The organism is Micromonospora sp. NPDC049366, from assembly GCF_044466625.1.
Classification (GTDB): Bacteria; Actinomycetota; Actinomycetes; order Mycobacteriales; family Micromonosporaceae; genus Micromonospora.
In genome coordinates this window covers 1-22,600 of sequence record NZ_JBITMV010000012.1, presented here as the reverse complement: position 1 = coordinate 22,600, position 22,600 = coordinate 1, and the positions used below count along the sequence as shown (strand labels likewise).

The window sequence follows — 22,600 nt, the reverse complement described above, 5'->3', positions numbered from 1 at the left end:
GGCGTCACCGGATCGGCGATCAGGCGGACACCCCTCCCCCTTTGGTCCGATTTGTCGTCGACACGCGCCTCAGCTGCCCAGTTCCCCTCCCGGTCCGGGGTGCAATGAACCTCGTGACTGGCAGACGATCGGCCCGCAAGCCCGACGACCAGCCCGCCGAGGCGCCGGCCTCGCCGGACCGGGCCGCGCCGCCGCACCAGCTGGCTCCCCACCAGGCCTCGGCGACGCCCGCGCCGTCGAGTGGGGCCGCGCCGCCGCACCAACCGGCCCCACACCAGGGCCAGACGTCGCCGGACCGGGCCGCGCCGCCGCCCGCGCAGGCGGCTCCGCCGGCCCAGGCCCGGCGCGGTCGGCGGCAGACGGCGACCGGACCGGTCGTCCCCGCTCCGGCGTCACCGCCGGCGCTCCCCGGCCCTGCGGGAGGCGGCGCCGGGGCCGGGCCGGTCACCGAGGACTCCTCCGCCCAGCCCGGGGCGGCCCCCGTCGAGGTGGAGCCGACCACCGGGGCGCCGGTGGACGCCCTGCCCCGCCGGGTGCCGGTCCGCCAGCCGAAGCGGTGGCACCGTGGCGGCCGGGCGACCCGCAGCGGTATGGCGGAGGAGGACGACGACCCGACGTTCTGGCCGCCGATCGAGGAGGTGCACTGGGACGGCACCCCGATCCGGGCGGAACCGGAGCGGAAGCGGGAGGCCCCGATCCGCCGGCGGCGGGCGAGGCGGGCGGCCCACCCACCCGACCCCCTGCCCGGGCTCGCCGCGCTGCTGGCGCTGAGCCTCGTCGCGGCGTTCTTCGCCTGGGTCAGCGCCGGGCCGCTCTGGGTGGCGCTGGGCCACTCGACGGAGGGCCGGGTGGCGATCTCCGACTGCACCGGCGGCGGGCTCACCCAGCGCTGCCGGGGCGTCTTCACCGCCGACGGGGGGCGCTTCATCGCGCACGGCGTGCGGGTCAGCGGCGTACCGGCCGAGCGGGCCGCACGAGGCGCGATCCTTCCCGCCCGAATGACCGGCCCCGAGGGCGGCACCGCGTACGCCGACCGGGGCCTGGCCCGACACCTGCGCTGGATGCTCGGCCTGCTGATGGTGGTGGCCTGCGGCGCCGGGATCGCCCGGTGGACCGGTGGCATGCTCCTGGGCGACCCACGGGCACGACGCTGGGCGGTCGCCGCCGCGTTCGGCGGGCCGGCGCTGATCACCCTCGGGTTCCTCGCCGCCGCCTGGTGATCGAGCCGAGGGCGGGGCGCGCCGGGCCTGAGCGCGGCGGCTGTCAGCGGTGGACGACGGTGTAGACCTCGCGTCGGCGCAGCCCGTGCCGGGTGGCCACCTCGCTGATCGCGTCGCGGCGGGACAGGCCGGCGGCCTCCCGCTCGGCCACCTCCGCCTTCAGGGTGTCGTCGTCCGGGCGCTGCGCCGGCGTCGCCGGGGCGCCGGCCACCACCAGGGTGATCTCCCCGCGCGGCTCCCCCTCGGCGGCCCAGCGGGCCAGGTCGCCGAGCGGCCGGCGGAGCACCTCCTCGTAGGTCTTCGTGAGCTCCCGGCACAGCGCGGCCGGCCGGTCGGCGCCGAACGCGTCCGCCAGGTCGGTCAGCGCCCCGGCGACCCGGTGCGGCGCCTCGAAGAGGACCAGCGTGCGCTGCTCGGCGGCGAGCTCCCGTAGGCGCGACCGCCGGGCGCCGGGCGAGCGGGGCAGGAACCCCTCGAAGCAGAACCGGTCGCAGGGCAGACCGGAGAGGGCGAGGGCGGTGGTGACGGCGCTCGGGCCGGGGGCCGCGGTGACCGGCGCGCCGACGTCGAGGGCGGCCCGGACCAGCCGGTAGCCGGGGTCGGAGACGCTCGGCATGCCGCCGTCGGTGACCAGCGCCACCAGGTAGCCGGCCTGGATCACCTCGACCAGCTCCGGCGTACGCCGCTCCTCGTTGCCCTCGAAGTAGGAGACGATCCGCCCGGGGATGGTGACGTCGAGGTCCCGGGCCAGTCGGGTGAGCCGGCGGGTGTCCTCGGCGGCGACCACGTCGGCGCTGGCGAGCACCTCGCGGAACCGGGTGGACGCGTCGGCCGGGTTGCCGAGCGGCGCGCCGAGCAGGACGAGGCGACCGACGTCCGACATTTCACCCACAGGTTGCGCTCCTCGGTCGACAGCCGTTCCGGTATCGGGGACGACGGGCGCCACCGGTCACCATGGCAGCCTACGATTCCCGGGTGACGAGTGCGTCGACAGCACAGAGCGCGGGCACCGGGCGGGCGGAGTCGGAGGGTCTTGTGGGACGAGCCGCCGAGGCCGAGCGTACGGCCGATGACGGGTCGGCCGGGGCGACCGCCGGGCCCCGGGCCGACGGCGACGGCCTCCCCGGGGTGGTCCGCCGCCGGTTGGCGACCGTCGACGCGGGGCTCGACGCCTGGTCGTGGCTGGCCACCGGCGTCGTGGTGCTGATCGCCGGGATCCTCCGCTTCGTGGGCCTGTCCCACCCGAGCGGCAAGATCTTCGACGAGGTCTACTACGCGCGGGACGCGTACGGGCTGATCGACCGCGGCTTCGAGTTCAACTACAAGGACGGCAACCCGTCGTACGTGGTGCACCCGCCGCTGGGCAAGTGGCTCATCGGCCTCGGCGAGTGGGCCTTCGGCTACCAGGACCCGGAGAGTCGCGTCTCGGTGCCGGGGCATCTGGTGACCACGTCGCCCGAGTTCGGGTGGCGCTTCTCGGCGGCCGTGATCGGCACGCTCTCGGTGCTGCTGCTGGTGCGGATCGGCCGGCGGATGTTCCGGTCCACCGCGCTGGGCTGCGCCGCCGGTCTGCTGCTCGCCCTGGACGGCTTCCACCTGGTGCTGTCCCGCACCGCGCTGCTCGACATCTTCCTCCTCTTCTTCGTGCTGGCCGCGTTCGGCGCCCTGGTGCTCGACCGGGACGCGCAGCGCCGACGGTGGGCGCGGGCTCTGGAGGCCGGGCTCGACCCGACCCGGCCGGGGCGCGCGGGTCGGCCGGCGACCGGCTGGCGGGGCTGGCCGTGGTGGCGGCTCGCGGCGGGTGTGCTGCTCGGCTGCGCCTGCGCGGTGAAGTGGAGCGCGCTCTACTTCGTCCCGGCGTTCGCCCTGCTGGTGCTCTTCTGGGAGGTCGGCGTGCGCCGGTCGGCGGGGGTCCGCCGGCCGTGGCGGGACGCCGTGCTCGACGAGCTGCCCTGGTTCGCGCTGGCCGGTGTGCTGATGGTCGGCACCTACCTGGCCACCTGGTCGGGCTGGCTGCTCACCGACGGCGGCTACTACCGGCTCGCGGCCAACTACCCGGGCGCCCCGCTCAGCGACGCCCCGGTGGTCGGGCCGCTGATCAACCTGTTCGAGTACCACAAGGCGGCGTACGGCTTCCACACCGGCCTCGACGACCCGCACAAGTACCAGTCCTGGCCGTGGCAGTGGCTGCTGCTGGGGCGGCCGGTGGCGTTCTACTGGTCGGGCGACGGCGGCTGCGGGGCGGCGAGCTGCGCGGCGGAGATCCTGCTGCTGGGCACGCCGCTGCTCTGGTGGTCGTTCCTGCCGGCGCTGGTGGCGCTGGTCTGGCTGGGTGCCGCCCGGCGGGACTGGCGGGCCGGGGCGATCCTGCTGACCGTGGCGGCCGGCCTGCTGCCGTGGTTCTGGTTCGCCCTGGACGGTCGGACGATGTTCTCGTTCTACACCGCGCCGGCACTGCCGTTCCTGGTCCTGGCGGTGGTCTACGTGCTCGGGGCGATCATCTCGCCCGCCGAGGCGGGTGCCGGGGTGGTCCGGGCGCCCGTGCCGGCCGAGACCACGCACGACCGCCGGGTCGTCGGCGGCGTCATCGTGGGCGCGTACGTGCTGCTGGTCGCGCTCTGCTTCGCGTACTTCTATCCGATCTTCGTGGGCCGGATCATCCCGTACGCGGACTGGTCCGCCCGGATGTGGCTGGACGGTCGCTGGATCTGACCGGCCTCGCCGCGCGCCCGCGCCCCGTTCCGGGACGGCGCGACGGAGGGCGCGGCGGCACCGGGACGGCCGAACGACAACGGGCCCGCACGCGTCGGCGTGCGGGCCCGCGGGACGAAGACGCGCGCCCCGATCGCCTGCCACGGGGGAAGCGGGCGATTGGGGCGCGCAAGAGAAGCTTAACCACCCTGCACCACCGGCACAACGGGTCGACTTGGGTCAGATTTCTGACGGATGCCAGCCCGATAACGTGGAAGACGCGCAGCTTGACCCACCGTCACCGCGCCGGTGGGCCCGACCCCGATCGTCCACAGCGGTCAGCCGTACGCCGACCCACCCCAATGATCATCCTAAGTGGACTGCTCCTACACTGCGCCGGTGATCAACTCAAGACGATCCACCACGGTCCTCGTCGGACTGCTGGTGGTCTCCGCGCTGCTCGGGCCCGCGCCCGCCGCGGCCGACGAGCCGACACCCCCCGAGCCACCCCGCGTCGAGCTGGTGCTCGACGTCAGCGGGTCGATGCGCGCCCGCGACATCGACGGCCGTAGCCGGATCTCCGTCGCGCAGCAGGCGTTCAACGAGGTCGTCGACGCGCTGCCGGCGGAGACGCAGCTCGGCATCCGGGTGCTCGGCGCGACCTACCAGGGCAAGGACAAGAAGGTCGGCTGCCAGGACACGCAGCAGATCGTGCCGGTCGGCCCGGTCGACCGGACCGAGGCGAAGGCGGCGGTGGCCACGCTGCGGCCGACCGGCTTCACCCCGGTCGGGCTCGCCCTGCGCAAGGCCGCCGAGGACCTCGGCACGGGTGCCACCACCCGACGGATCGTGCTGATCACCGACGGCGAGGACACCTGCGCCCCGCCGGATCCCTGCGACGTCGCCCGGGAGCTCGCCGCCCAGGGCACCCGGCTCGTGGTCGACACCCTCGGTCTCGCCCCCGACGAGAAGGTACGCCGGCAGCTGCTCTGCATCGCGAGCGCGACCGGCGGCACCTACACGGCCGCCCAGAGCACCGAGGAGCTGACCGGGCGGATCAAGCAGTTGGTCGAGCGGGCCGGTGAGACGTACACCCGCACGCCCACCGTCGTCGGCGGCGGCAACGCCTGCCCGGGCGCGCCCGTGCTCGGGCCCGGCGTCTACACCGACCGGGAGACGTTCTCCGAGCACCGCTGGTACCGGGTTCCGGTGCGGCCGGGCCAGGAGCTGCGGGCGTCGGTCAGCATGGCGCTGGACCGGCCGGTCAACCGCGACTACGGCGTGCTGCTGCGGGCCGTCGCCCAGGACGGCCGCGAACTGGTCCGTGGCGCGGACGCGGGCAGCGGCCGGGCGGACGTCGTCTCCGCCGGGCTGCGCTGGTCGGGCGACGAGCCCGAGGAACGCGACGCCGAGGAGCGCGACGCCGAGGTCCCCGCCCCCGCGGAGATGGTCTGCCTGGTGGTCAGCAACTCGTTCGCGCCCCGCCCCGGCACCGGGCTCACGCCGGGAATGCCCGTCGAGCTGACCGTCGACGTGGTCGCCGCGGCACCCGACCCGCGCGGGCCGGACCTCGGCCGCGGCTGGGTGCTGCTGGCCCTGCTGACCGTCGCCGGTCTGCTCACCGGTCTGGTGACCGGCCTGCTCACCCGCTGGTGGGTGGCCACCTGGAGGGAGAAGTGAGCGTGCGTACCCCCCTGAGGTCGACGGTGGCGCTGTTCGCCGTCGCCGGCGCCACGCTGCTGCCCACGGCCGCCGCCGCGGACGCGACGCCCGCGCCCACCCCCTCGCCCGGCGCGCAGACGGTGACCCGGGCGGGCACGTCGTTCCTCACCGCCACCGCCATCAACGCCGGCCAGCCGGTCCGGGTCGGTGCCTCCACCGGTGACCACCTCTACTGGTCGTTCACCGCCGACGCCGGCCAGGTGCACGACATCACGGCCACCGTGTCGTTCCCGCGCAACCGCAGCGGGGCGTCGACGTGGACGGTGGAGGTCTTCGACGGGCTCCGCCGCCGGCAGGCCTGCACGGCCGGGGCGCAGACCCCGACCGCCGAGGCGGCGAGCGGGAGCGTGTCGCTCGGCTGCACCCTCCGCGAGGTGCGGCCGTGGGCCGAGCCGTGGTCGGCCGACCCGCTGCCCGGTACGTACTACGTCCGGCTGTCGGTCGTCGACCTGCCGGAGCCGGACCTGGGCGCGCCCATCGACGTGGACCTGCTGGTCAGCGCGGACGGCGACGGCGGCGCTCCCGCCGACGACGGTGAACTGGCCGCGCCGCTGGTGCCGAACACCCGTGCCGGCGCCCTGCTCTCCGAGGACGCCGCCACCGCACCTGCCGCAGCGGACGAGGAGCAGGACAGCGGCCTGTCCGACCTCCTGCCCGCGCTGGGCTCCCGGTGGATCTGGACCGGCGTCGGCGGGATCCTCGCCGCGGTGGCCGGGGTGGTCGGCTTCGCGCTGACCCGACGTCCCCGGCGAGCCTAGGGGTCAGGCCCGGAACACCACCGCCGCCCGGCGCCGCGCCCCGGCGCCGGGCGGCGGAACCGTCAGCGGGTACGCGGGCCGCGGGGCAGCCAGCCGATGAAGCGATCCTGCAGGGACGCCACCGGTGCGGTATGCAGGTCCTCGCTGGCGGCGGCGAGACAGGAGCCCAGGTAGACGCTGAGCATCGCCCGGTCCCCGTACTCCTCCAGGAGCCGGGCGCGCTTGGTCGCACACGGCCACTCGTCGCCGCAGGAACCGCAGCTCCAGCCCGGCGTCAGCGGGGCGTGTTCGTCGCTCCGCGGGCTGAACCCTTCCGCACCGGTCATCGCGCTCCCTCTCCGGATCCTGACAGGGCCGGGCCACGGCCCGACCTGGATCGACCGCTGTCGCGGCAGCCAATATGCCGGCTGCCGCCGAAGCAGCGCTCCGGAACCATCCGGTGTTACATGGTTGCGGTACTTTCGTCACTCGTGGCAGTCACATATCCGACGCTCGGCCGGCGGGAGCGCTACCAAATGTCCGGACACGCGCATCCCGCGCACCGGGCCCCCGCCGTCGCGGGACAGCCGCCGGCCGGTCCGGGGGTCTCCCGTGCGTGACCTGCTGCCACCGGAGGTCGCGGTGGCCGTGGCCGGGCCCGACGACTGGACCGGGCAGCTGCTGGCAGCCGAGCGAGCCTGCCTCAGCGAGCGGGCCGTCGAGGGCCGGCGGCGGGACTTCACCGCCGGTCGGGTGTGCGCCCGACGGGCCATGACGACGCTCGGCCTGCCGCCGGCCGCCGTGGTGGCGGCCGCCGACCGGTCGCCGATCTGGCCCTCGGGCGTGGTCGGGACGATCACCCACACCCGCGGATACTGCGCGGCCGCCGCGGCCCACATCACCGCCGTCCGCTCCGTCGGCATGGACGCCGAGCAGCACCGCGAGCTCAACGAGGGCGTACGCCGGATGATCTGCCTGCCGGAGGAGGAGGACCGGCTGGCCGCGCTGCCCGGCGGGGTCTCCTGGCCGGCGGTGCTGTTCAGCGCGAAGGAGACCGTCTACAAGGTCTGGTACCCGGTGGTCGGCACCTGGCTCGACTTCGCCGACGCGCACGTGGAGCTGGACCCGGACGCCGGCACGTTCACGGCCCGGATCGCACCGGCCCGGATCGCCACCGCGCCGGTCGAGGATCCACCGGGGACGGTGCGCGGCCGCTTCGTCGTGGCGGACGGGCTGGTCCGCACGGCCGCCGTCCTCCCGCTGCGCTGACCCGTCGCGGCCGGGTTCCCGGTCGTGGCCGGGTGGCCCGCTCCTGGTAAGCGCCCCGGACAACGCGACGGGTCTCCGGGGTGTCGGGTTCCGCCCGTCGCCGAGCGCACCACCGGAGACCACGCCGCGAGTCAGCCGGAGGTCGTCCGCTCCGGCCGCCGCGCTAGAAGTTGCCCGCCGAGTTGCACTTCACGCCCTGATTGAGGCAGTTGCGGACGCGAGCCGCGAGCGCGTCGTCCTCCCAGGCGTTGAAGAAGTCGGCGTGCATCGAGAACGACGTGCCCGAGGCGAGGGTGATGCCGTTGGTGTTCGTGTTCAGCGGGTACCCGATCACGAACGACACCGACGGGACCGGCACCGGGTGACTCTTCGGGCAGGCGCCGGTGTGGTCGCCCATCGCCATGTGCGACTTGTGGTCCGGACTGTCCAGGTGCTTGCCGTCCCAGCAGTCGAAGAAGGTGACCTGGCGGACCAGGTTGGCGGTCTTCGCGCAGATCGGGAAGAGACCGTCGGCCGTCCGGCCGGTCTCACCGCCGATGCCCGCGCACCAGAAGTGGTTGCCCTGCTTGTCGGGCGTGTCGGTCTGCTTCTTCGCGTCGCCCGTGATCATCCGCAGGCCGGGCGGGAACGGCTGGGTCTTGCTCGGGTCCTTCAACCGGGAGCCGTAGTAGACGGTCACCTCCTTCGGATCGACCGGCTTGCCGTTCTGCAGCAGGGTGGGAATCCAGTAGGCGGAGTGGTCGTCGCCGACGTTGCAGCTGGTGCGGGTGGCGGCCATCAGCGACTCGTAGGTCGAGTCGGCGTCGGTGGACCGGTTGCCGAAGAACGTGTGGTTGTGCGACGCGCCCACGAGCCCGGGAGCGACGATCGGGTCGTCGTTGTTGTGGTGGCTGACCGTGCAGCCGACGTTGAACTCGGGCACCTTCACCGGGTTGCCGGTGACCGGCTTCGGCTTGCGGGCGAAGAAGGCCTTTGTCCGGGCCGCCTGCGCCGCCTGATCGATGACGATCCAGCCACCCTTGTTGACCGGCGGCCGGGGGGCGGCCGGCGGTTTGGGCGAGCCGGAGGAGGTCGCGCTGGGCGTCGGCGAACCGGCCGCAGCGCTGGCCGACGGTCCGGCCGAGGTCTGGACCGGGTCGGCCGCCCCGCCCGGACCGAGGCCGGTGGCGGACGACGGGGCGGCGGCGCCGGGGGTCGTCACCTGGTCCTTGCAGCCGGCGGTCAGGGCCAGGCTGAGCAGCAGGACCGCCGCCACCGGTCGAAGTTTCCGTGAATCGAGTCGCCTGATCATCGAGGGGAGCACCTTTCTTCCGGTTCGGAAGAATACGGTTCCGGCACCCTTGAAATCGAGGCATAATCGCTTAGGTCTTACTTAAGTCTCTGACTCCTACCCGCCGCCTGACCTGCGGCGGCGGACCCAGGAATGATTTTTCTCAAATTCGCGGAGAAACTGTAATTTGAATGCCTCTCGGGGAGTCGGCACATTCTCGGCGCCGGTCGGCCGCGCACTCGGTCGCCGCATCCCGGCCCCCACACCCCCGACGCCCGGGGCCTGGCCGCCCGCGCCCAGCGGCATCGGGACCGACATCACGGACTGTCGACCGGCCCCGGCCGGGCACTAATCGCCCAGCATCTGCACCTACGTCCCGCGCGTGATTCGATTTTCACCGAACCTCACCACCATTCCACCAGCTACGCGCCGGTAACAATGCGGTGGGCGACAGACGTAGCACGAAAAGCCGTATTCCTTCCAGGATGACCGCTCAGGAACCTCGTCCGACCTGCTGTGACATAGCCAACTGTCGTCATTTGGCGAGCCATCGGAATGGGTCTCGTAATCAAGGCCGGGTACCGTTTCGCCGTGCTCGGCGCCTCTTCACAGCTCATCGCCAATCGTTACCGTCTGGTACGCCCGCTCGGTCAGGGCGGAATGGGTCGCGTCTGGCAGGCTCGCGACGAAATGCTCCAACGGGACGTGGCCATCAAGGAGTTGGTGGCGCCGGCCGGACTCCGGGACGAGGAGCGCCGGGACCTCCGCGAACGCTCGCTGCGGGAGGCTCGGGCCGTCGCCCGCCTCGACCACGTCAACGTCGTACGCGTCTTCGACGTCCTGCACTCCGACGACGACCCGTGGATCGTCATGGAGCTGGTGGCGTCCCGCTCCCTGCACCAGGCGCTCGAGGCCGAGGGGCCGATGCCACCGGCGCGCGTCGCCCGGATCGGGCTCGGCGTGCTCGCCGCGCTGCGTGCCGCACACGGGGCCGGCATCCTGCACCGCGACGTCAAACCGGCCAACGTGCTGCTCGCCAACGACGGTCGCGTGGTGCTGACCGACTTCGGGCTCGCCACTCTCCCCGGCGACCCCCGCGTGACGCAGACCGGGATGGTCCTCGGCTCGCCCGCGTTCCTCGCCCCCGAACGGGCCACCGACGGTGCCGTCGGCCCCGCCGCCGACCTCTGGTCGCTCGGCGCCACCCTCTACGCGGCGGTCGAGGGCCGTACGCCGTATCACCGCTCCACCCCGATCGCGACGTTGGCCGCGCTCGCCACCGAACCCCCGCCACCGCCCCAACGCGCCGGCGTGCTGACCGAACTGCTCAACGGGCTGCTCCGGCGGGACCCGCAGCAGCGGATCGACGCCGGGGAGGCGGACCGCCTGCTGCGCTCGGCCGCCGCCGACCCCACCGGCTCGGGCCCCTCCGGCACGGACGGCACGGTCCCCACAGCCTTGGCGGGCACGGTCCCCCCGGGCGTGGCCGGTGCCGAGGCCGGATCGCCCACGTCGGGGGCGCGGGCCACCCGGGGCGGCTCCGGCGAGACGCCCCGCCCGATGATCGTGCCGGAGTTCCGTTCCAGCACGCCGACCACGACCGCGAACACCGGCGCCGCCGACAGCGGCGCGACGGGTCCCGTGGCGGGCGCGGGTGCCGCGGGCGCGGCGGGTGTCGGGGGCGCGGTGGGCGGCGGGAGTGCCGCTGACGGCATCGATGACGTCCTGCCCGCCCGGGCAACGGCCCGGCGACGCCGCAGCTGGCTGGTCGGGTCACTCGCCGCCGGGCTCCTGCTCGCCGTGCTGGTGGGCGTCTCGCTGCAATACGGCGGGCTGCCCGGCACCTCCACCGACAACCCGGCGGCCCAACCGCCCAGCCCGACCGCGTTCGCCGACACGGCGGTGTCGCACGTCCTGCCGCCGCCGCCCTCCGGCTGGCACTACCACCGGGATGACCCCCGGTTCCTCCTACCCGTGCCGGACGGCTGGGTGGCCGACCGCGACGGTGACTGGACCGAGTTCCGCGATCCGGACGGCGCCCGGGTGCTCGTCGTCGGCGAACAGCGCACCGTGCCCACCAACCCGACCACCGACCTGCGGGCGCGGGAGAAGGCGGAGCGCAGGAAGTACGACGGCTACCGTCAGGTGCGCCTCGGCGCGGTCCCCTACCAGGCACGGGCCGCCGAGTGGGAGTGGACGTACGACGGTCCCGACGGCACGCCGACGCACGCCGTGAGCCGGTTGTTCGTCGGCCACAACGGGCACGCGTACACCCTCGGATGGACCACTCCGGCAGCGGACTGGTCGGCGAGCCGAAGCCTCTTCGCGCTCATCACGGACGGCTTCCAGGGCCTGCCGGTGGCCGGCGGCGCCCCGTCCCAGACCGCCGGCACCCCGCCGACCGGCGAACCGACGCCCGGCCGTACGGGTGCGGGTCAGCCGTCACCGGGGACGGGCAACGGCACGTCGGCGAGCCCCCGGCAGTCGGCGGTGTCGTCATCCCCCAACGCACCCACCGGCAGGCCGATCGTGGGCTTCGCCAGTGACCGCTGCATCGACGTCCCTGGCGGCAAGGCCACCAGCGGAGTGCAACTCCAGATCTGGGACTGCCGCCGGACGGCGGGACAACTGTGGACGTTCCCCTCCGACGGCACCGTCCGCGCCCTGGGCAAGTGCCTCGACGTCGCCGGACACTCGACGTCGGACGGGGCGGCCGTGCTGCTGGCCGACTGCAACGGCGCCGCGTCGCAGAAGTTCACGCTCAACAAGGCGTACGACCTGGTCAACGTCCGCGCCGACCGCTGCGTCGACGTATTTGATCACCACACGGCGAACGGCTCGCAGCTGCAGATCTGGCAGTGCACCGGCGAAGCCCACCAGAAATGGAAGCTCGGCTGACCCCACCCCACCCCACCCCACTCCCGTCCCCCTCCCGTCCCCCTCCCGTCCCGGTGATCAAGAGGTTCGCGTCATCCGCGAGCCGACTTCTGACGCGAACCTCTTGATCACCGCCGGAGTCCGCCGCGCCCCGACCGACACGACGCCGACGGCCAGGGTGCTCCCCCGGGCCTACCAGGCCATGATCAAGGAGCTCCCCGCGCGCGTATTCTCGCGGCATGGCCGCCGCTAAGCAGCACATCGAGCGCGATGTCGTGCGCATCCTCCGTGCTGCGCGACAAACCACGGGTGAGCACCGCACGATCCTGCTGCGCGCCCTCGCCGAGCAGATGGTCGACCTGCGCGAGCATTATCTGACCGCGTCCGGCGACCCCGACTGGACCGGCCGCACCGGCGTGTACCGGTACGCCGTACGCGAGCTGTATGCCCAGGCCGGCTACAGCCCCGAGGAGCGGAAGGTCACCCAGACCGCCACCCGGTATCACATCGGCAATCTGGTGCGCGCCCGTGTGCCCCGGGAGACCGCCGATGCCCTCGGCCTGGAGCGCACGTCCCCGCAGGACCGCAACCGCATGCGCAGCCGACGCGACCGCGAGGAACTGCGCGAGTTGCTGGCCCAGGCCCGCGAGCTGCTGGCAGCGCAGAAGACCACCGGAGACGCGCACAGTAGCTCCACCTCGGCGCATTAGTCCGCGCCTACCCGCTCGCGAGCACCGCAGACGCTCGCCAGCGCAGCACCGACCTGGAACACGCAACCTGCTTGGATGTCGGCCGCCCGCCGGGCTTGGTCATGCGGTCATCGAAAAGGCCGTCTCCCACCACGGGGAAACGGCCTTTGAACTGGGTGGAGCTGAGGGGATTTGAACCCCTGACCCCCTCGATGCGAACGAGGTGCGCTACCGGTCTGCGCCACAGCCCCTCCGCCGGCTAACCGGCTTCGGTCCCACCCGGCTATCACCGGGCGGGCCGGCGACAAGGCTAACAGGTCGGGCACCCCGGAAGCGAATCACCCCCGCCCGCCACGCCGTCCCCGGCGATCATGCAGTTGTGGTGCCTGACAGATCATCACCAACGGGGCATCCCGGGCACCATACGTGCATGATCGACGGGACGCAGGGAGCGGGAGCAGGGCGGGGCGCAGGGCGGGAGTGGGCTCAGGCGGGGTGGCTGGTGCGGCCGGACTGGTAGGGGCGGCCCCGGAGCCCGCCCGAGCGCCGGTAGGAGACCGATCCGCCGTTCGCCGCCGCCGGCAGGTCGGCCGGCCGGTCCAGGCCCATGGCGGCCCGCCGTACGACCTCCCGCTGAGCCGCCAGCCGGCGCTGCGCCTCCCGACGGGCCGCCGCCCGACGGGCCTGCTCCCGTCGCACCTCGGCCTGCCGGGCGGCCAGCCAGGCCGCCTCGCGCGCCCGTGCGCGCCGCCGCCGCTGGTCGGCGATGGCCCGCTGGCGTAGGTGCCCGACGTACGCGATCAGCAGCGTGCCGGTCACCGAGACGCTGATCCAGAACCCGGGGCCGACCACGACCACGCCGACCAACTCGACCGCGTTGAGCAGCAGCAGGGCGGCAAGCACCCGGCGGCGCCGGTAGACGGCGGGGGTGTGCCGGCGGGGTGGTGGCCGGCGGCGCGCCCGGTTCGGGGCGGGCGGGACCGAGCGCAGCCGACCGGGGCGGCCGGAACGGCCGGCCGATACGGGCGCGGCGGGCGGCGCGGAGATCGGGGCGGCGAGACCACCCGTAGTCGGATCCTCACTGAGGGTGACGACGAGGGATCGGGGTGGGCGCACCGGCCGCCGCCCCGGCACAGTACGGCGGCGGCGCTGGCGCTGGAGCACCCGCGCCGTCGACTGCGCCCGCTCCGCCACCAGCCGCTCGGCGGCGTCGTACCGGCGGACGAGCGCCGGAGCGAGGGCGAGCAGGCCGGCGGCGGCGAGGACGGCGAGGAGCACCGAGGTCGGCACCCTCACCCCTCCCGTCACCGAATTCGGGGCAACCACCGCCCGGCCGCAGGATCTTCCACCGATCGGCGTCGGTCCCGTGGATCGTGCGGGCGAACAGCGCTTGCCACAGCTTGCAGTTACTTGAGGTTACGGGCGGCGGTCCGCTATGCCCGCACGCCGCGCCGATCCCGTCCGTGGGACGGTTCACCTCGCGGCAGCACGCACCCGGTGCCAGCGGGCGAGCAGACCGCCCTCGGCGGCGACCTCCTCGCTGGTCATCGCGTATCCGATGTGGTCCCGCCACGCACCGTCGATGTGCATGTAGCGCACGTGGTACGACTCCTCGCGGAACCCGAGCTTCTCCACCACCCGCCGGGACGGCCGGTTCTCCGGCCTGATGTTGACCTCCACCCGGTGCAGGCCCCCCGCGCCGAAGGCGTGGTCGACGGCGAGCGCCAGCGCGGTCGGGATCACCCCGCGGCCGGCCACCCGGTGGTCCACCCAGTAGCCCACGTAGCCGGAGCAGAACGCCCGCCGCACGATGCTGCCGACGTTGAGGTGCCCGACCAGCCGCTCCTGACCGTCCTCGCGCAGGCAGACCGCGAACGGCATCCCCTCACCCGTACGCGCCGAGCGACGCTGGTCGCGCTGCACCCAACGGAACGCGGCCGGGGAGTTCAGCTCGTCCCAGTCCCCGGGCAGCGACGCCTCCCACGGAGCCAGCCAACTCTGGTTGGCGCGACGCACCTCCGACCAGGCGACGGCGTCCGACCGCCGGTACGGCCGCAGCACCACGGGCCCGTCCACCAGCACGGCCGGCCAGCCGGGTGGTCGTCCGGTTCCGAAGAGGCTCACGGGCGGGACCCTACGCCCGCGACCCCCGGTCCCGCGACCACCGGCCGCCCACGTACCGCCCCACCCGACCCGCGCCGGCCCGGTCCGGGACCGCTCACCGGCGACGGTCCAGCAGCAGGACGTCCACGGTGGAGCCGGCGGCGGCCGTGGTGACCCGCTCGCCGAGCACCAGCAGACCGTTCGCCTCGGCGAGGCCGGCGAGCGTGAACGGCCCGCCGCTCAGCGGTTGGACCGTGTAGCCGCCGCCGCGCCGCTCGGCCACGTGCGCGGGGCGGAACTCGCGCAGCCCGCCCGGGGAGGACACGGTCTCCAGCAGGTGTGCCCGGACGCTGGGCCGGAACACCGGCTCGGCGCCCGCCAGCAGTTGGATCGCCGGGCGGGCCAGCACCTCGAAGCCGATCAGAGCCGCCCCCGGGTCGCCGGGCAGGCAGACCACCGGCACCTCCTCCGCGCCGACCGTGCCGAAGCCGAGTGCCGTCCCCGGGTAGAGCGCCACGTCCGTGAACGCGACGGGCCCCGCCCGGCCCCCCTCCCGGCGGGAGAGGATCCGGCGGACCATGTCCCCGGGACCGGTGCCCGTGCCACCGGTGGTGATGATCAGGTCGGCGCGCAGGGTCTGGTCCTCCAGCAGCCCCCGCAGGCCCTCCGGGTCGTCGTCGCAGATCCCGACCCGGTAGGCCAGCGCGCCCGCCTCGGCCGCCGCCGCGGTCAACGCGTGCGAGTTCGCGTCCACCACCTGGCCCGGTTGGCTGCCACGGCCCACGTCGACCAGCTCGTCACCGGTCGCCACGATCACCACCCGCGGGCTGGGCCGCACCACCACGTGCCCGATGCCGGTGGCGGCGAAGACCGCCACCAGCGCCGGTGAGACGTACGTGCCGGCGCGGGCGAGCAGCGTGCCGACGGGCAGCTCCTCCCCGGCCCGGCGCAGACCGTACCCCCGTTTGGGGGTGCGGTAGATCTCCACCGCGGCCATGCCCTGGTCGGTCCACTCCACCGGCACCACCACGTCGGCGGCCACCGGCAGCGGCGCCCCGGCGGCCACCGAGAAGCACGAGCCGGGGGTGAGCCGGACCGGCCGCCAGCTCGCCGCGCCGAGGTCGCCGACCACGTTGAGGCGTACGGCCCGACCCCCGGCGGCCCGACCGGCACCGGAGATGTCCTCCCAGCGGGCCGCGTAACCGTCCACGGCGGCCTGGTCGAAGGCCGGGAAGGCGTGCGGCGCGACGACGTCCTCGGCGAGGACGTTGCCGTGCGCCTGGGTGAGCTCGAGGTCGAGCGGCGGCAGCGCGCGTAACCTGCGCAGCACGCTGCCCAGGTAGTCGGCGAGCGGCGTCAACTCGTTCGCGGCCGCCTCGGCGTCGGCCGTCGCGGTCATGTACCAGATCCACCCGACGCGTCGGAGTTGACGAACTCGACCAGCCACTTGCGGAACTCGGCGCCGAGGTCCTCCCGCTCGACGGCGATCTGCACCACCGTCTGGAGGTAGCCCAGCGGCATGCCGGTGTCGTAGCGGGTGCCCCGGTAGACGATCGCGTGGACCGGTGTCCCCTCCGTACGCAGCAGCTCCATCGCGTCGGTCAGCTGGATCTCGCCGCCGCTGCCCGGCTCGGTGCGGCGGATCGCGTCGAAGATCCGGCCGGGCAGCACGTAACGGCCGAGCACGGCCAGGTTGCTCGGCGCGTCCTCCGGCTTGGGCTTCTCCACCATGCCGGTGACCTTGACGACCTCGCCGATGTCGGTCAGCTCGGCCTCGGCCGGCTCGACGGACGCGATGCCGTAGCGCTTCGTCTCAGCCGGGTCGACCTCGAAGAACGCCAGCACCACCCCGCCGGTGCGGGCCTGCAGCTCCAACATGGCCGGCAGCAGCGGCTCGTCGAGCTTGACGAACTCGTCACCGAGCAGCACCGCGAAGGGCTGGTCGCCGACGTGGGACTCGGCGTAGCCGACCGCGTGGCCGAGGCCGAGCTGCTCCGGCTGCCGGCAGGTGTAGATCTCGGCGAGTTCGCTGGGCCGGCGCACGGCCGCGAGTGTCTTCTCGTCGCCCTTTTCCAGCAACCGGGCTTCCAGGTCGGGGCGGCGGTCGAAGTGGTCCACCATCGAGGTCTTGCCCCGTCCGGTGATCAGGAGCACGTCGTTGATGCCGGCCTGGGTGGCTTCCTCGACGATGTACTGCAGGACCGGCCGGTCGACGACCGGCAGCAGTTCCTTGGGCACCGCCTTCGTCGCGGGAAGGAACCGGGTGGCCAGGCCGGCCGCCGGGATGACGGCCTTGACCGCGCGGGAGCGGCCGGTCGCGGCGGCCGCCGGTGAGGAGTTCGCTGAGTGCTCCGACATGTCGCGAGACTATCGGCCACGGCTCTGCCGCGGCGGGTGTGGCCCGGAAGACGCGCCGCCCGCCGGGGCCGACCGCGGGGAACCGGGCCCGGCCCGGGCGACGTCCGGGCCGGTGAGCGACGGGCCGAGCGGCTCACCGGCGGGTTCCGCCCCGGCGTGTGCCGCCTCGACGGGCGCAGCGGCGTCGGTCGAGCGCGCGGACGCGGGCCGGGCGGGCGCGGCGGCGCGACCCGCCCGGGGCAGGCCGTCCGGTGGGCTGACCGCGCCCGCCGGCACCGGAAGTTCGATCGCCGCGACCTGCCGACTGGGGCTCACCCGGTAGGTGTCCCGACCGGCCGCCTTCGCGGCGTAGAGCGCGTCGTCGGCCGCCTCCATCACCTGCTGGCCGGTGCTGGCGTGGTCGGGGTAGACGGCGATGCCGATGGAGACGGTCACCCGGACCGGCACGGTGCCGCCGCTGTGCGTCTCGACCGGGACCGAGGTGCCCCGGATGGCGGCGCCGAGCCGCTCCGCGACGATCGCCGCGCCGCGCGCGTCGGTCTCCGGCAACAGCAGCACGAACTCCTCGCCGCCCTGACGGAAGGCGAAGTCGACCTCGCGGATCTCGCCGCGTACCCGGCGGGCGAACTCGGCGAGCACCGTGTCGCCGGCCGCGTGCCCGTAAGTGTCGTTGACGTCCTTGAACCGGTCCAGGTCCAGCGCCAGGACGCTGAGCATCCGGCGGAACCGACTCGCCCGCTCCACCTCCCGCCGGATGCACTCGCGCAGGTAACGGTAGTTCCACAGACCGGTCAGCGGATCGGTGAGCGAGAGCCGCTGCGCCTCCTCGTGCACCCGTACGTTGTCGACCGCCACCGCCGCGTGGCCGGCGAAGGTGCGCAGCGTCACCAGATCGTCCTCGTCGAACTCGTCGGCGCCCAACCGGTCGTAGAGGGCCAGGACGCCGAGCGTCGTGGCGGCCCCGCCACCCTCCGCCGCGAGGGCGAACCCGACCCCGCTGGGCAGCTCGGCGGTCGGCGCGTCGTCCGTGCCCGAGGCTCGGGCCGCCGCCGCGTCACCGGCCGCACCGGGCCAGACCGCATCGCCGGCCGCACCGGGCCAGGCCGCGTCGCCGGGCCAGCCGGGCGCGCCCGCCGCGTCGCCGGAGGTGCCGGGCGCGCTGGGTGACTCCGCGCCCGAGTCGCCGGCCGCCGGGCCGGAGAGGCCGGGTCCGGCGGGGGCGGCGAACGGCACGGCGACGTACGTACGGCAGCCCGGCTCGCCCGGCGGCACGTCGGCCGGTTCCATCCGCCCGCACCGCGGCTCGCCCGTCGCCGCGACCGCGCCGAGCACGCCGCTACCGACGGGCACCCGGAGCGTCTCCGGCGCCTCGCCGTCCGGCCAGCGCCCGTCGAGGCCCTCGGCGCACTGGGCGACGAGCATGTCGCCGGAGTCGACAAGCAGCACGGCACCGGCCCGGGCACCGGTCGCCGCGATCGCGCTGTGCAGGATCACCCGCAGGATCCGTTGCAGGTCGTGGGTGCTGGCCAGGGTGTCGCCGAGCACCGCCAGGTGGCCGCGCAACTGGTCGCGGCTGCTGGTCAACGCCGCCACGTAGGAGCCGGTCTCCCGGGTCATCCGGTTGAACGCGCCGGCCAGCCGACCCACCTCGTCGCGGGTGCGGACCGGGACGCGGGCGCTCAGGTCGCCCTGGGCGACGCGGTCCACCGCGGCGGCCAACTCGACCAGCGGGCGGGTGGTGACCCGGGCCAGCCGCCAGGCCGCCAGCACGGCGAGCAGCCCCGCGAGCACCACCGCGACGACCAGCGCGGTGTCCAGGCCGGGCGGCCGCTCGCTCGGCACCGAGAGCACCAGCGGCAGCGGCTGCCCGGACGAGGGCCCGATCCGGCGGACGAACCGGCCGTCGTCCGTCTTCCGGACCCGTTCCCCGTCGAGCGTCCCGGCGGCGGCCAGCACCGCGTCGCGTACCTCCAGCGACTCGGTCGTGTGGGTGACCCGCACGGGCCCGGCGCCGTCGTCGAGCAGGGTGACCGCGACCCCCGTCACCGCGGCCAGCCGGGCCACGAACGCCGGGTCGATCGGCTGCGCCGTGGTGACGGTGCCGAGCGTCGCGCCCGCGCGGTCGTGCAGGTCCACCCGGGCGGTCAGGGCGCCGACCGGACCGCCGGCCGGCGCGGCGTCGGCGCACTCACGCCACGGGCGCGGCGGGCCGCCGGGCGTGGCGTAGGTGATCCGATCGGCCGTGTCGCGCACCACCACTGCGGCCGCCAGTCCTCGGCTGACCACCTGCCCCGCGCTGCCGGTCGCGTCGGGGCCGGCGAGCGCGACCGCGTCGGCGGCGGCGCGGAGCTGCTGGCAGAGGGCGTCGACCGAGGTACGCACGGTCGCGGCCGCCACGGCCAGCCGCTCGGTCGAGCGGCCGCGGTCCACCGCGTTCATGGTGGAGGCGACGAAGAGGGCGCCGAGCAGGACCGGGCCGAGCACCACCGCGAGGAAGGCCGCCGTCAACCGCCCGCGTAGCGTCACTCGGTTCCCCCCGAAAGTTCCGCCTCCGATGCTGCGATGCTGACACAGAGCAACCATGGGAGCGGCGTTGCGTCAGGAGTGTTGCGTGCCGGAATTTTCTGATGAAGCGGAAGTGACCCATGTGGCTAAACGCGACATGCGTGTCGCACTGCTCGCTCACCGCCGGCAACTGACCGGTCCGCACCGGGCGGAAGCCGCCGCCCGCGTCCAGGCCGAACTGGTCGCGCTCGTACGCCGGCTGCGCCCACGCCGGATGACGGCGTACGTGCCGGTCGGCTCCGAACCGGGCGGCCCGGAGCTGCCCGAGGTGCTGCACGCGGCGCTCCCCCCGGGCGGCGAACTGCTGCTGCCCGTGCTCCGCTCCGACCTGGACCTCGACTGGGCCGCGTACGCCGGACCGGACGGGCTCGCCGCCGCCGGTCGGGGCATGCGCGAGCCGACCGGGCCCCGACTCGGACCGACCGTGATCACCGACGTCGACCTGCTCGTGGTGCCGGCGCTCGCGGTCGACCGGCGCGGGCTCCGGCTGGGCCGGGGCGGCGGCTCGTACGACCGGGCGCTCGCCCGCGTCCGGGAATCAGCGCTGACCGTGGTGCCGTTGCACGACGGTGAGCTGGTGCCAGCCGTACCGGCTGAGCCGCACGACCGCCCGGTCAGCGCGGTGGTCACCCCGGCCGACGGCCTGCGTACGCTGGACGCCGCCGGCAAGGGTGTCGCGCCCCACACGTCCGCTGGACGAACCCGGGGCGCATGACGCACCATTGGCACTCGAAGACGTCGAGTGCCAACCGGCCGATTCTGATCCGGAGGAGAACGTGCCCACGTACCAGTACGCCTGCACCGCGTGCGGCCAGCAGCTCGAGGCGGTGCAGTCATTCTCCGACGCGCCGCTGACCGAGTGCCCGGCGTGCCAGGGGCGGCTGCGCAAGGTCTTCAACTCGGTCGGCATCGTGTTCAAGGGCTCCGGGTTCTACCGCACCGACTCGCGCTCGTCCGGCTCCGACAGCTCGTCGAGCACCACCACCAGCAAGCCGGCGAAGACCGAGTCGTCCTCCGGTTCGACCACGTCCGCCACCACGTCCTCGTCGAACGGGTCGTCGAGCTCGTCCGGCGGGTCGTCCAGCGGCGGGGCGGGCAAGGCCACGGCCGCCAGCAGCAGCTCCGCGTCCTGACACCGAGGATCCCCGGCTGTCACATCGGGCCGTCCCGTGGGCGTTGTCCACAGGGCGGCCCGTTGTCCACAGGCACGCGCGGTGGGTCAGCTCGAGGGCAGCAGGTTCAGCGCCGCCGTGCGGGCTGACCGGAGATCACTCCCAGTGCGGCGGGCGCTCGGCGAGCAGCCAGTCGTCGTTGCCGCCGCCGGACCACTCGCCCCAACCACGATCGGTGTCGTCGGCGGTCTGCGAGGGCAGCACGTCGTCGCTCAGGTCGACGGTGCGGTCCTCGTCGCCGCGGGTCCCCGGGTCGTCGGTGCTCACGAGCCGCAAGGTTAGCGCAGAAAGCGCCCGCTACCCCGGCACCCGCCCGCCAACCAAGCCCAGCCAGCCCGCGCCCCCGGTCACCGGCGGCGCGGAGGGGACTCTTTCCCTGATGTTGTCGTCTCCCACCGCCGGCGAGCGGCCTTCTTCCCTGAAGTAGTGGTCACCGGGTCCCCCGGGCGCCCGGGGGGGCGTGTTCCGCGGGGCGCGTTCGATCGCTGGGGCGCGATCTTCCCCAGAGAAGAGGGGCCGCGTCCGCCGGTCGCGGGGGGTCTGCGTTGGTAGCGTCGGACGGCGTGACGACCCCCAGCGGCGGCAGCTCTCCGGACGACTACTGGCGGCGGCCTCCGGGCGGCGCCGAAGGGCGGCCCGAGCAGGCCGGCGAGGCCGGCCCGTCCCCGAGCGGCCCGTCCGGGAGCGATCCCTACCGAAGCGACCCGCCCGGGATCGGCCCCTACGGAGGCGGCCCCTCCGGGAGCGGCGCCTACAGTGCGAGCGCCACCGGAGGCGGGCCGACGGGCGGTTACACCGGTCCCCCGCCGAGCGTGCCGCCGCCGGCCGGGTGGCGCCCTCCCCTGCACGTGCAACCGGCGCCACCCCGGCAACTGCCGACCCAGGACATGGTGGCCCTGGACGCGGCGGAGCAGCGCTCCCAGCGGGTCACGTACGGCTTCGGCGCGGTGGCCGGGGTGGTGCTGGTGGCCCTGGTCTGCCTGCTCTGCTCCCGACTCATCTTCTGATCTCGGGCGCCTGCGTGGTCCAGGTGTTCTGCCATCAGAACCGGATATGAGTTGCCTAACAAATGATTTGTTCGCAAATCATGTTCTGATCAACGCAGAGTGATACAATCTGGGCCATGTCAGCTGCTGGAGAGGTGCCACCCTCGACTGACCGCCAGCGTGGGGTCAACTTCGGCTGGTCGCTCGGCATGGTGCTGCGCCGGTGGCAGGAGTCCGTCGAGGAGACGTTGCAGGACCTTCCGCACGGCAGCCGCGGATACCACATCCTCGCCGTGGTCGTGCACGAGGACGTTCCCACGCAGGGCGCCCTGGCGGCTCGGCTGGTGATCGACCGAAGCGTGCTGACCTATGTCATCGACGACCTCGAAGCTGCTGGTCTGATCGAGCGGCAACTGGACCCCCGTGATCGGCGCGCCCGTCGCATCGTGGCCACCGACAGGGGCCGCCGGGTCCTGGCCGACGCTGAAGAGCGGGTCGCTCGCGCGGAGGACCAGGTGCTCGGCGGTCTGTCGCCGCAGCAACGCGCGGGCTTTCGTGAGGCGGCAGAGCGCGCGGCGGAGGCGATCGTGAGTGCCGCGCCGGGCACCGACCCCTGTCTGGCCGTGGGCAGCGTTATCGACCCGGCGTCTCGGGGTGCCTGAGAGCGCCGACCGCTGCCTCATCGAGCAACGTCACACTGGCCCGACAGTTGCTTCTCGGAAACCGGGCCGCCCCTGCCTGCCTGGCCACCCGCGGTTGATCACGATGAGAGGGCACTGACGGCCGCGGAGGAGACGGCTCGTGCCCGCACGCTGTGCGGGCACGAGCCGCAGTCGATGAGGGTGCCGGTCAGGCGATGTAGGCCGGGCCGCTGTTGCCCTCGGCCTGGTAGCCGTGGTGGGTGCGCTCAGTGCGGGTGGTCTCCGCGACGGTCCAGGCGT

At 74.1% G+C, this 22,600-nt stretch carries 20 protein-coding genes and 1 tRNA gene; 11 read left to right on the top strand and 10 right to left on the bottom strand.

The window, feature by feature from the left end; all coding sequences use genetic code 11:
* Nucleotides 1–113: 113 nt before the first annotated feature.
* Nucleotides 114–1,220, top strand: coding sequence for a hypothetical protein (locus ACIBTV_RS18050; protein ID WP_396706191.1), 1,107 nt, complete (start codon nucleotides 114–116; stop codon nucleotides 1,218–1,220).
* A 43-nt stretch (nucleotides 1,221–1,263) separates the two neighbouring features.
* Here ACIBTV_RS18050 and rsmI read toward each other — a convergent pair whose 3' ends face one another.
* The gene (rsmI, locus tag ACIBTV_RS18045) at nucleotides 1,264–2,112 is read right to left on the bottom strand and encodes a 16S rRNA (cytidine(1402)-2'-O)-methyltransferase (RefSeq protein ID WP_396706189.1); all 849 of its coding nucleotides are present in this window, start codon (nucleotides 2,110–2,112) and stop codon (nucleotides 1,264–1,266) included.
* A gap of 236 nt (nucleotides 2,113–2,348) precedes the next feature.
* Here rsmI and ACIBTV_RS18040 point away from each other — a divergent pair, with 236 nt between their 5' ends.
* The 3 genes from ACIBTV_RS18040 (at nucleotide 2,349) to ACIBTV_RS18030 (ending at nucleotide 6,391) form a co-directional block, all read left to right on the top strand.
* Nucleotides 2,349–3,932, top strand: coding sequence for a dolichyl-phosphate-mannose--protein mannosyltransferase (locus ACIBTV_RS18040; protein ID WP_396706499.1), 1,584 nt, complete (start codon nucleotides 2,349–2,351; stop codon nucleotides 3,930–3,932).
* A 378-nt stretch (nucleotides 3,933–4,310) separates the two neighbouring features.
* Complete coding sequence (locus tag ACIBTV_RS18035) at nucleotides 4,311–5,591, top strand: VWA domain-containing protein (RefSeq protein ID WP_396706187.1); 1,281 nt, start codon at nucleotides 4,311–4,313, stop codon at nucleotides 5,589–5,591.
* 2 nt (nucleotides 5,592–5,593) lie between these two features.
* Entirely contained in the window at nucleotides 5,594–6,391 is a 798-nt protein-coding gene (locus tag ACIBTV_RS18030; RefSeq protein ID WP_396706186.1) for a peptidase, read from the top strand.
* Between the two features lie 62 nt (nucleotides 6,392–6,453).
* Here ACIBTV_RS18030 and ACIBTV_RS18025 read toward each other — a convergent pair whose 3' ends face one another.
* Nucleotides 6,454–6,717, bottom strand: a complete 264-nt coding sequence (locus ACIBTV_RS18025; RefSeq protein WP_396706184.1) for a hypothetical protein — start codon at nucleotides 6,715–6,717, stop codon at nucleotides 6,454–6,456.
* 265 nt (nucleotides 6,718–6,982) lie between these two features.
* On the opposite strand from ACIBTV_RS18025, the gene ACIBTV_RS18020 reads away from it, so the two are divergent.
* On the top strand, nucleotides 6,983–7,639 hold the full coding sequence (locus tag ACIBTV_RS18020) for a 4'-phosphopantetheinyl transferase (RefSeq protein WP_396706182.1): 657 nt from the start codon (nucleotides 6,983–6,985) through the stop codon (nucleotides 7,637–7,639).
* A 163-nt stretch (nucleotides 7,640–7,802) separates the two neighbouring features.
* Here the strand turns inward: ACIBTV_RS18020 and ACIBTV_RS18015 are convergent, their stop codons facing one another.
* Nucleotides 7,803–8,894, bottom strand: coding sequence for a DUF1996 domain-containing protein (locus ACIBTV_RS18015; RefSeq protein ID WP_396706180.1), 1,092 nt, complete (start codon nucleotides 8,892–8,894; stop codon nucleotides 7,803–7,805).
* Nucleotides 8,895–9,464: 570 nt separating this feature from the next.
* Here ACIBTV_RS18015 and ACIBTV_RS18010 point away from each other — a divergent pair.
* A complete protein-coding gene (locus ACIBTV_RS18010) occupies nucleotides 9,465–11,807 on the top strand; it encodes an RICIN domain-containing protein (RefSeq protein WP_396706178.1) in 2,343 nt (780 codons plus the stop codon).
* 218 nt (nucleotides 11,808–12,025) lie between these two features.
* Entirely contained in the window at nucleotides 12,026–12,496 is a 471-nt protein-coding gene (locus ACIBTV_RS18005) for a hypothetical protein (protein ID WP_396706176.1), read from the top strand.
* A 156-nt stretch (nucleotides 12,497–12,652) separates the two neighbouring features.
* Here the strand turns inward: ACIBTV_RS18005 and ACIBTV_RS18000 are convergent.
* From ACIBTV_RS18000 to ACIBTV_RS17975, 6 genes are all read right to left on the bottom strand, one after another.
* Nucleotides 12,653–12,726, bottom strand: a tRNA-Ala gene (locus ACIBTV_RS18000).
* Between the two features lie 235 nt (nucleotides 12,727–12,961).
* On the bottom strand, nucleotides 12,962–13,771 hold the full coding sequence (locus tag ACIBTV_RS17995) for a hypothetical protein (RefSeq protein ID WP_396706174.1): 810 nt from the start codon (nucleotides 13,769–13,771) through the stop codon (nucleotides 12,962–12,964).
* Nucleotides 13,772–13,948: 177 nt separating this feature from the next.
* Complete coding sequence (locus ACIBTV_RS17990) at nucleotides 13,949–14,599, bottom strand: GNAT family N-acetyltransferase (protein ID WP_396706172.1); 651 nt, start codon at nucleotides 14,597–14,599, stop codon at nucleotides 13,949–13,951.
* 94 nt (nucleotides 14,600–14,693) lie between these two features.
* Nucleotides 14,694–15,977: a gephyrin-like molybdotransferase Glp gene (glp, locus tag ACIBTV_RS17985; protein ID WP_396706170.1), complete on the bottom strand. Its 1,284-nt coding sequence runs from the start codon at nucleotides 15,975–15,977 to the stop codon at nucleotides 14,694–14,696.
* Nucleotides 15,974–16,936 (bottom strand): UTP--glucose-1-phosphate uridylyltransferase, encoded by a 963-nt coding sequence (locus ACIBTV_RS17980; protein ID WP_396706167.1) that lies wholly within the window; start codon nucleotides 16,934–16,936, stop codon nucleotides 15,974–15,976. Before ACIBTV_RS17980 ends, glp begins: the two co-directional genes overlap by 4 nt.
* Nucleotides 16,937–16,945: 9 nt before the next feature.
* The gene (locus ACIBTV_RS17975; protein WP_396706165.1) at nucleotides 16,946–19,462 is read right to left on the bottom strand and encodes a diguanylate cyclase; all 2,517 of its coding nucleotides are present in this window, start codon (nucleotides 19,460–19,462) and stop codon (nucleotides 16,946–16,948) included.
* An 85-nt stretch (nucleotides 19,463–19,547) separates the two neighbouring features.
* Between ACIBTV_RS17975 and ACIBTV_RS17970 the strand changes: the two genes are divergently transcribed.
* Complete coding sequence (locus ACIBTV_RS17970; protein WP_396706163.1) at nucleotides 19,548–20,216, top strand: 5-formyltetrahydrofolate cyclo-ligase; 669 nt, start codon at nucleotides 19,548–19,550, stop codon at nucleotides 20,214–20,216.
* A gap of 7 nt (nucleotides 20,217–20,223) precedes the next feature.
* The gene (locus ACIBTV_RS17965) at nucleotides 20,224–20,634 is read left to right on the top strand and encodes an FmdB family zinc ribbon protein (protein WP_396706161.1); all 411 of its coding nucleotides are present in this window, start codon (nucleotides 20,224–20,226) and stop codon (nucleotides 20,632–20,634) included.
* A 135-nt stretch (nucleotides 20,635–20,769) separates the two neighbouring features.
* Here ACIBTV_RS17965 and ACIBTV_RS17960 read toward each other — a convergent pair whose 3' ends face one another.
* The gene (locus ACIBTV_RS17960) at nucleotides 20,770–20,940 is read right to left on the bottom strand and encodes a hypothetical protein (RefSeq protein ID WP_172836455.1); all 171 of its coding nucleotides are present in this window, start codon (nucleotides 20,938–20,940) and stop codon (nucleotides 20,770–20,772) included.
* A gap of 296 nt (nucleotides 20,941–21,236) precedes the next feature.
* On the opposite strand from ACIBTV_RS17960, the gene ACIBTV_RS17955 reads away from it, so the two are divergent.
* Both ACIBTV_RS17955 and ACIBTV_RS17950 read left to right on the top strand, forming a co-directional pair.
* On the top strand, nucleotides 21,237–21,680 hold the full coding sequence (locus ACIBTV_RS17955) for a hypothetical protein (protein WP_396706159.1): 444 nt from the start codon (nucleotides 21,237–21,239) through the stop codon (nucleotides 21,678–21,680).
* 116 nt (nucleotides 21,681–21,796) lie between these two features.
* Complete coding sequence (locus ACIBTV_RS17950) at nucleotides 21,797–22,321, top strand: MarR family winged helix-turn-helix transcriptional regulator (RefSeq protein ID WP_396706157.1); 525 nt, start codon at nucleotides 21,797–21,799, stop codon at nucleotides 22,319–22,321.
* Nucleotides 22,322–22,600 lie beyond the last annotated feature (279 nt).

Excerpts from the sequence above, each read along its gene's own strand:
- ACIBTV_RS18025 (WP_396706184.1), bottom strand. The coding sequence starts at position 6,717 with ATGACCGGTGCGGAAGGGTTCAGCCCGCGGAGCGACGAACACGCCCCG.
- ACIBTV_RS18005 (WP_396706176.1), top strand. The coding sequence starts at position 12,026 with ATGGCCGCCGCTAAGCAGCACATCGAGCGCGATGTCGTGCGCATCCTC.
- ACIBTV_RS18010 (WP_396706178.1), top strand. The coding sequence starts at position 9,465 with ATGGGTCTCGTAATCAAGGCCGGGTACCGTTTCGCCGTGCTCGGCGCC.
- glp (WP_396706170.1), bottom strand. The coding sequence starts at position 15,977 with ATGACCGCGACGGCCGACGCCGAGGCGGCCGCGAACGAGTTGACGCCG.
- ACIBTV_RS17950 (WP_396706157.1), top strand. The coding sequence starts at position 21,797 with ATGTCAGCTGCTGGAGAGGTGCCACCCTCGACTGACCGCCAGCGTGGG.
- ACIBTV_RS17980 (WP_396706167.1), bottom strand. The coding sequence starts at position 16,936 with ATGTCGGAGCACTCAGCGAACTCCTCACCGGCGGCCGCCGCGACCGGC.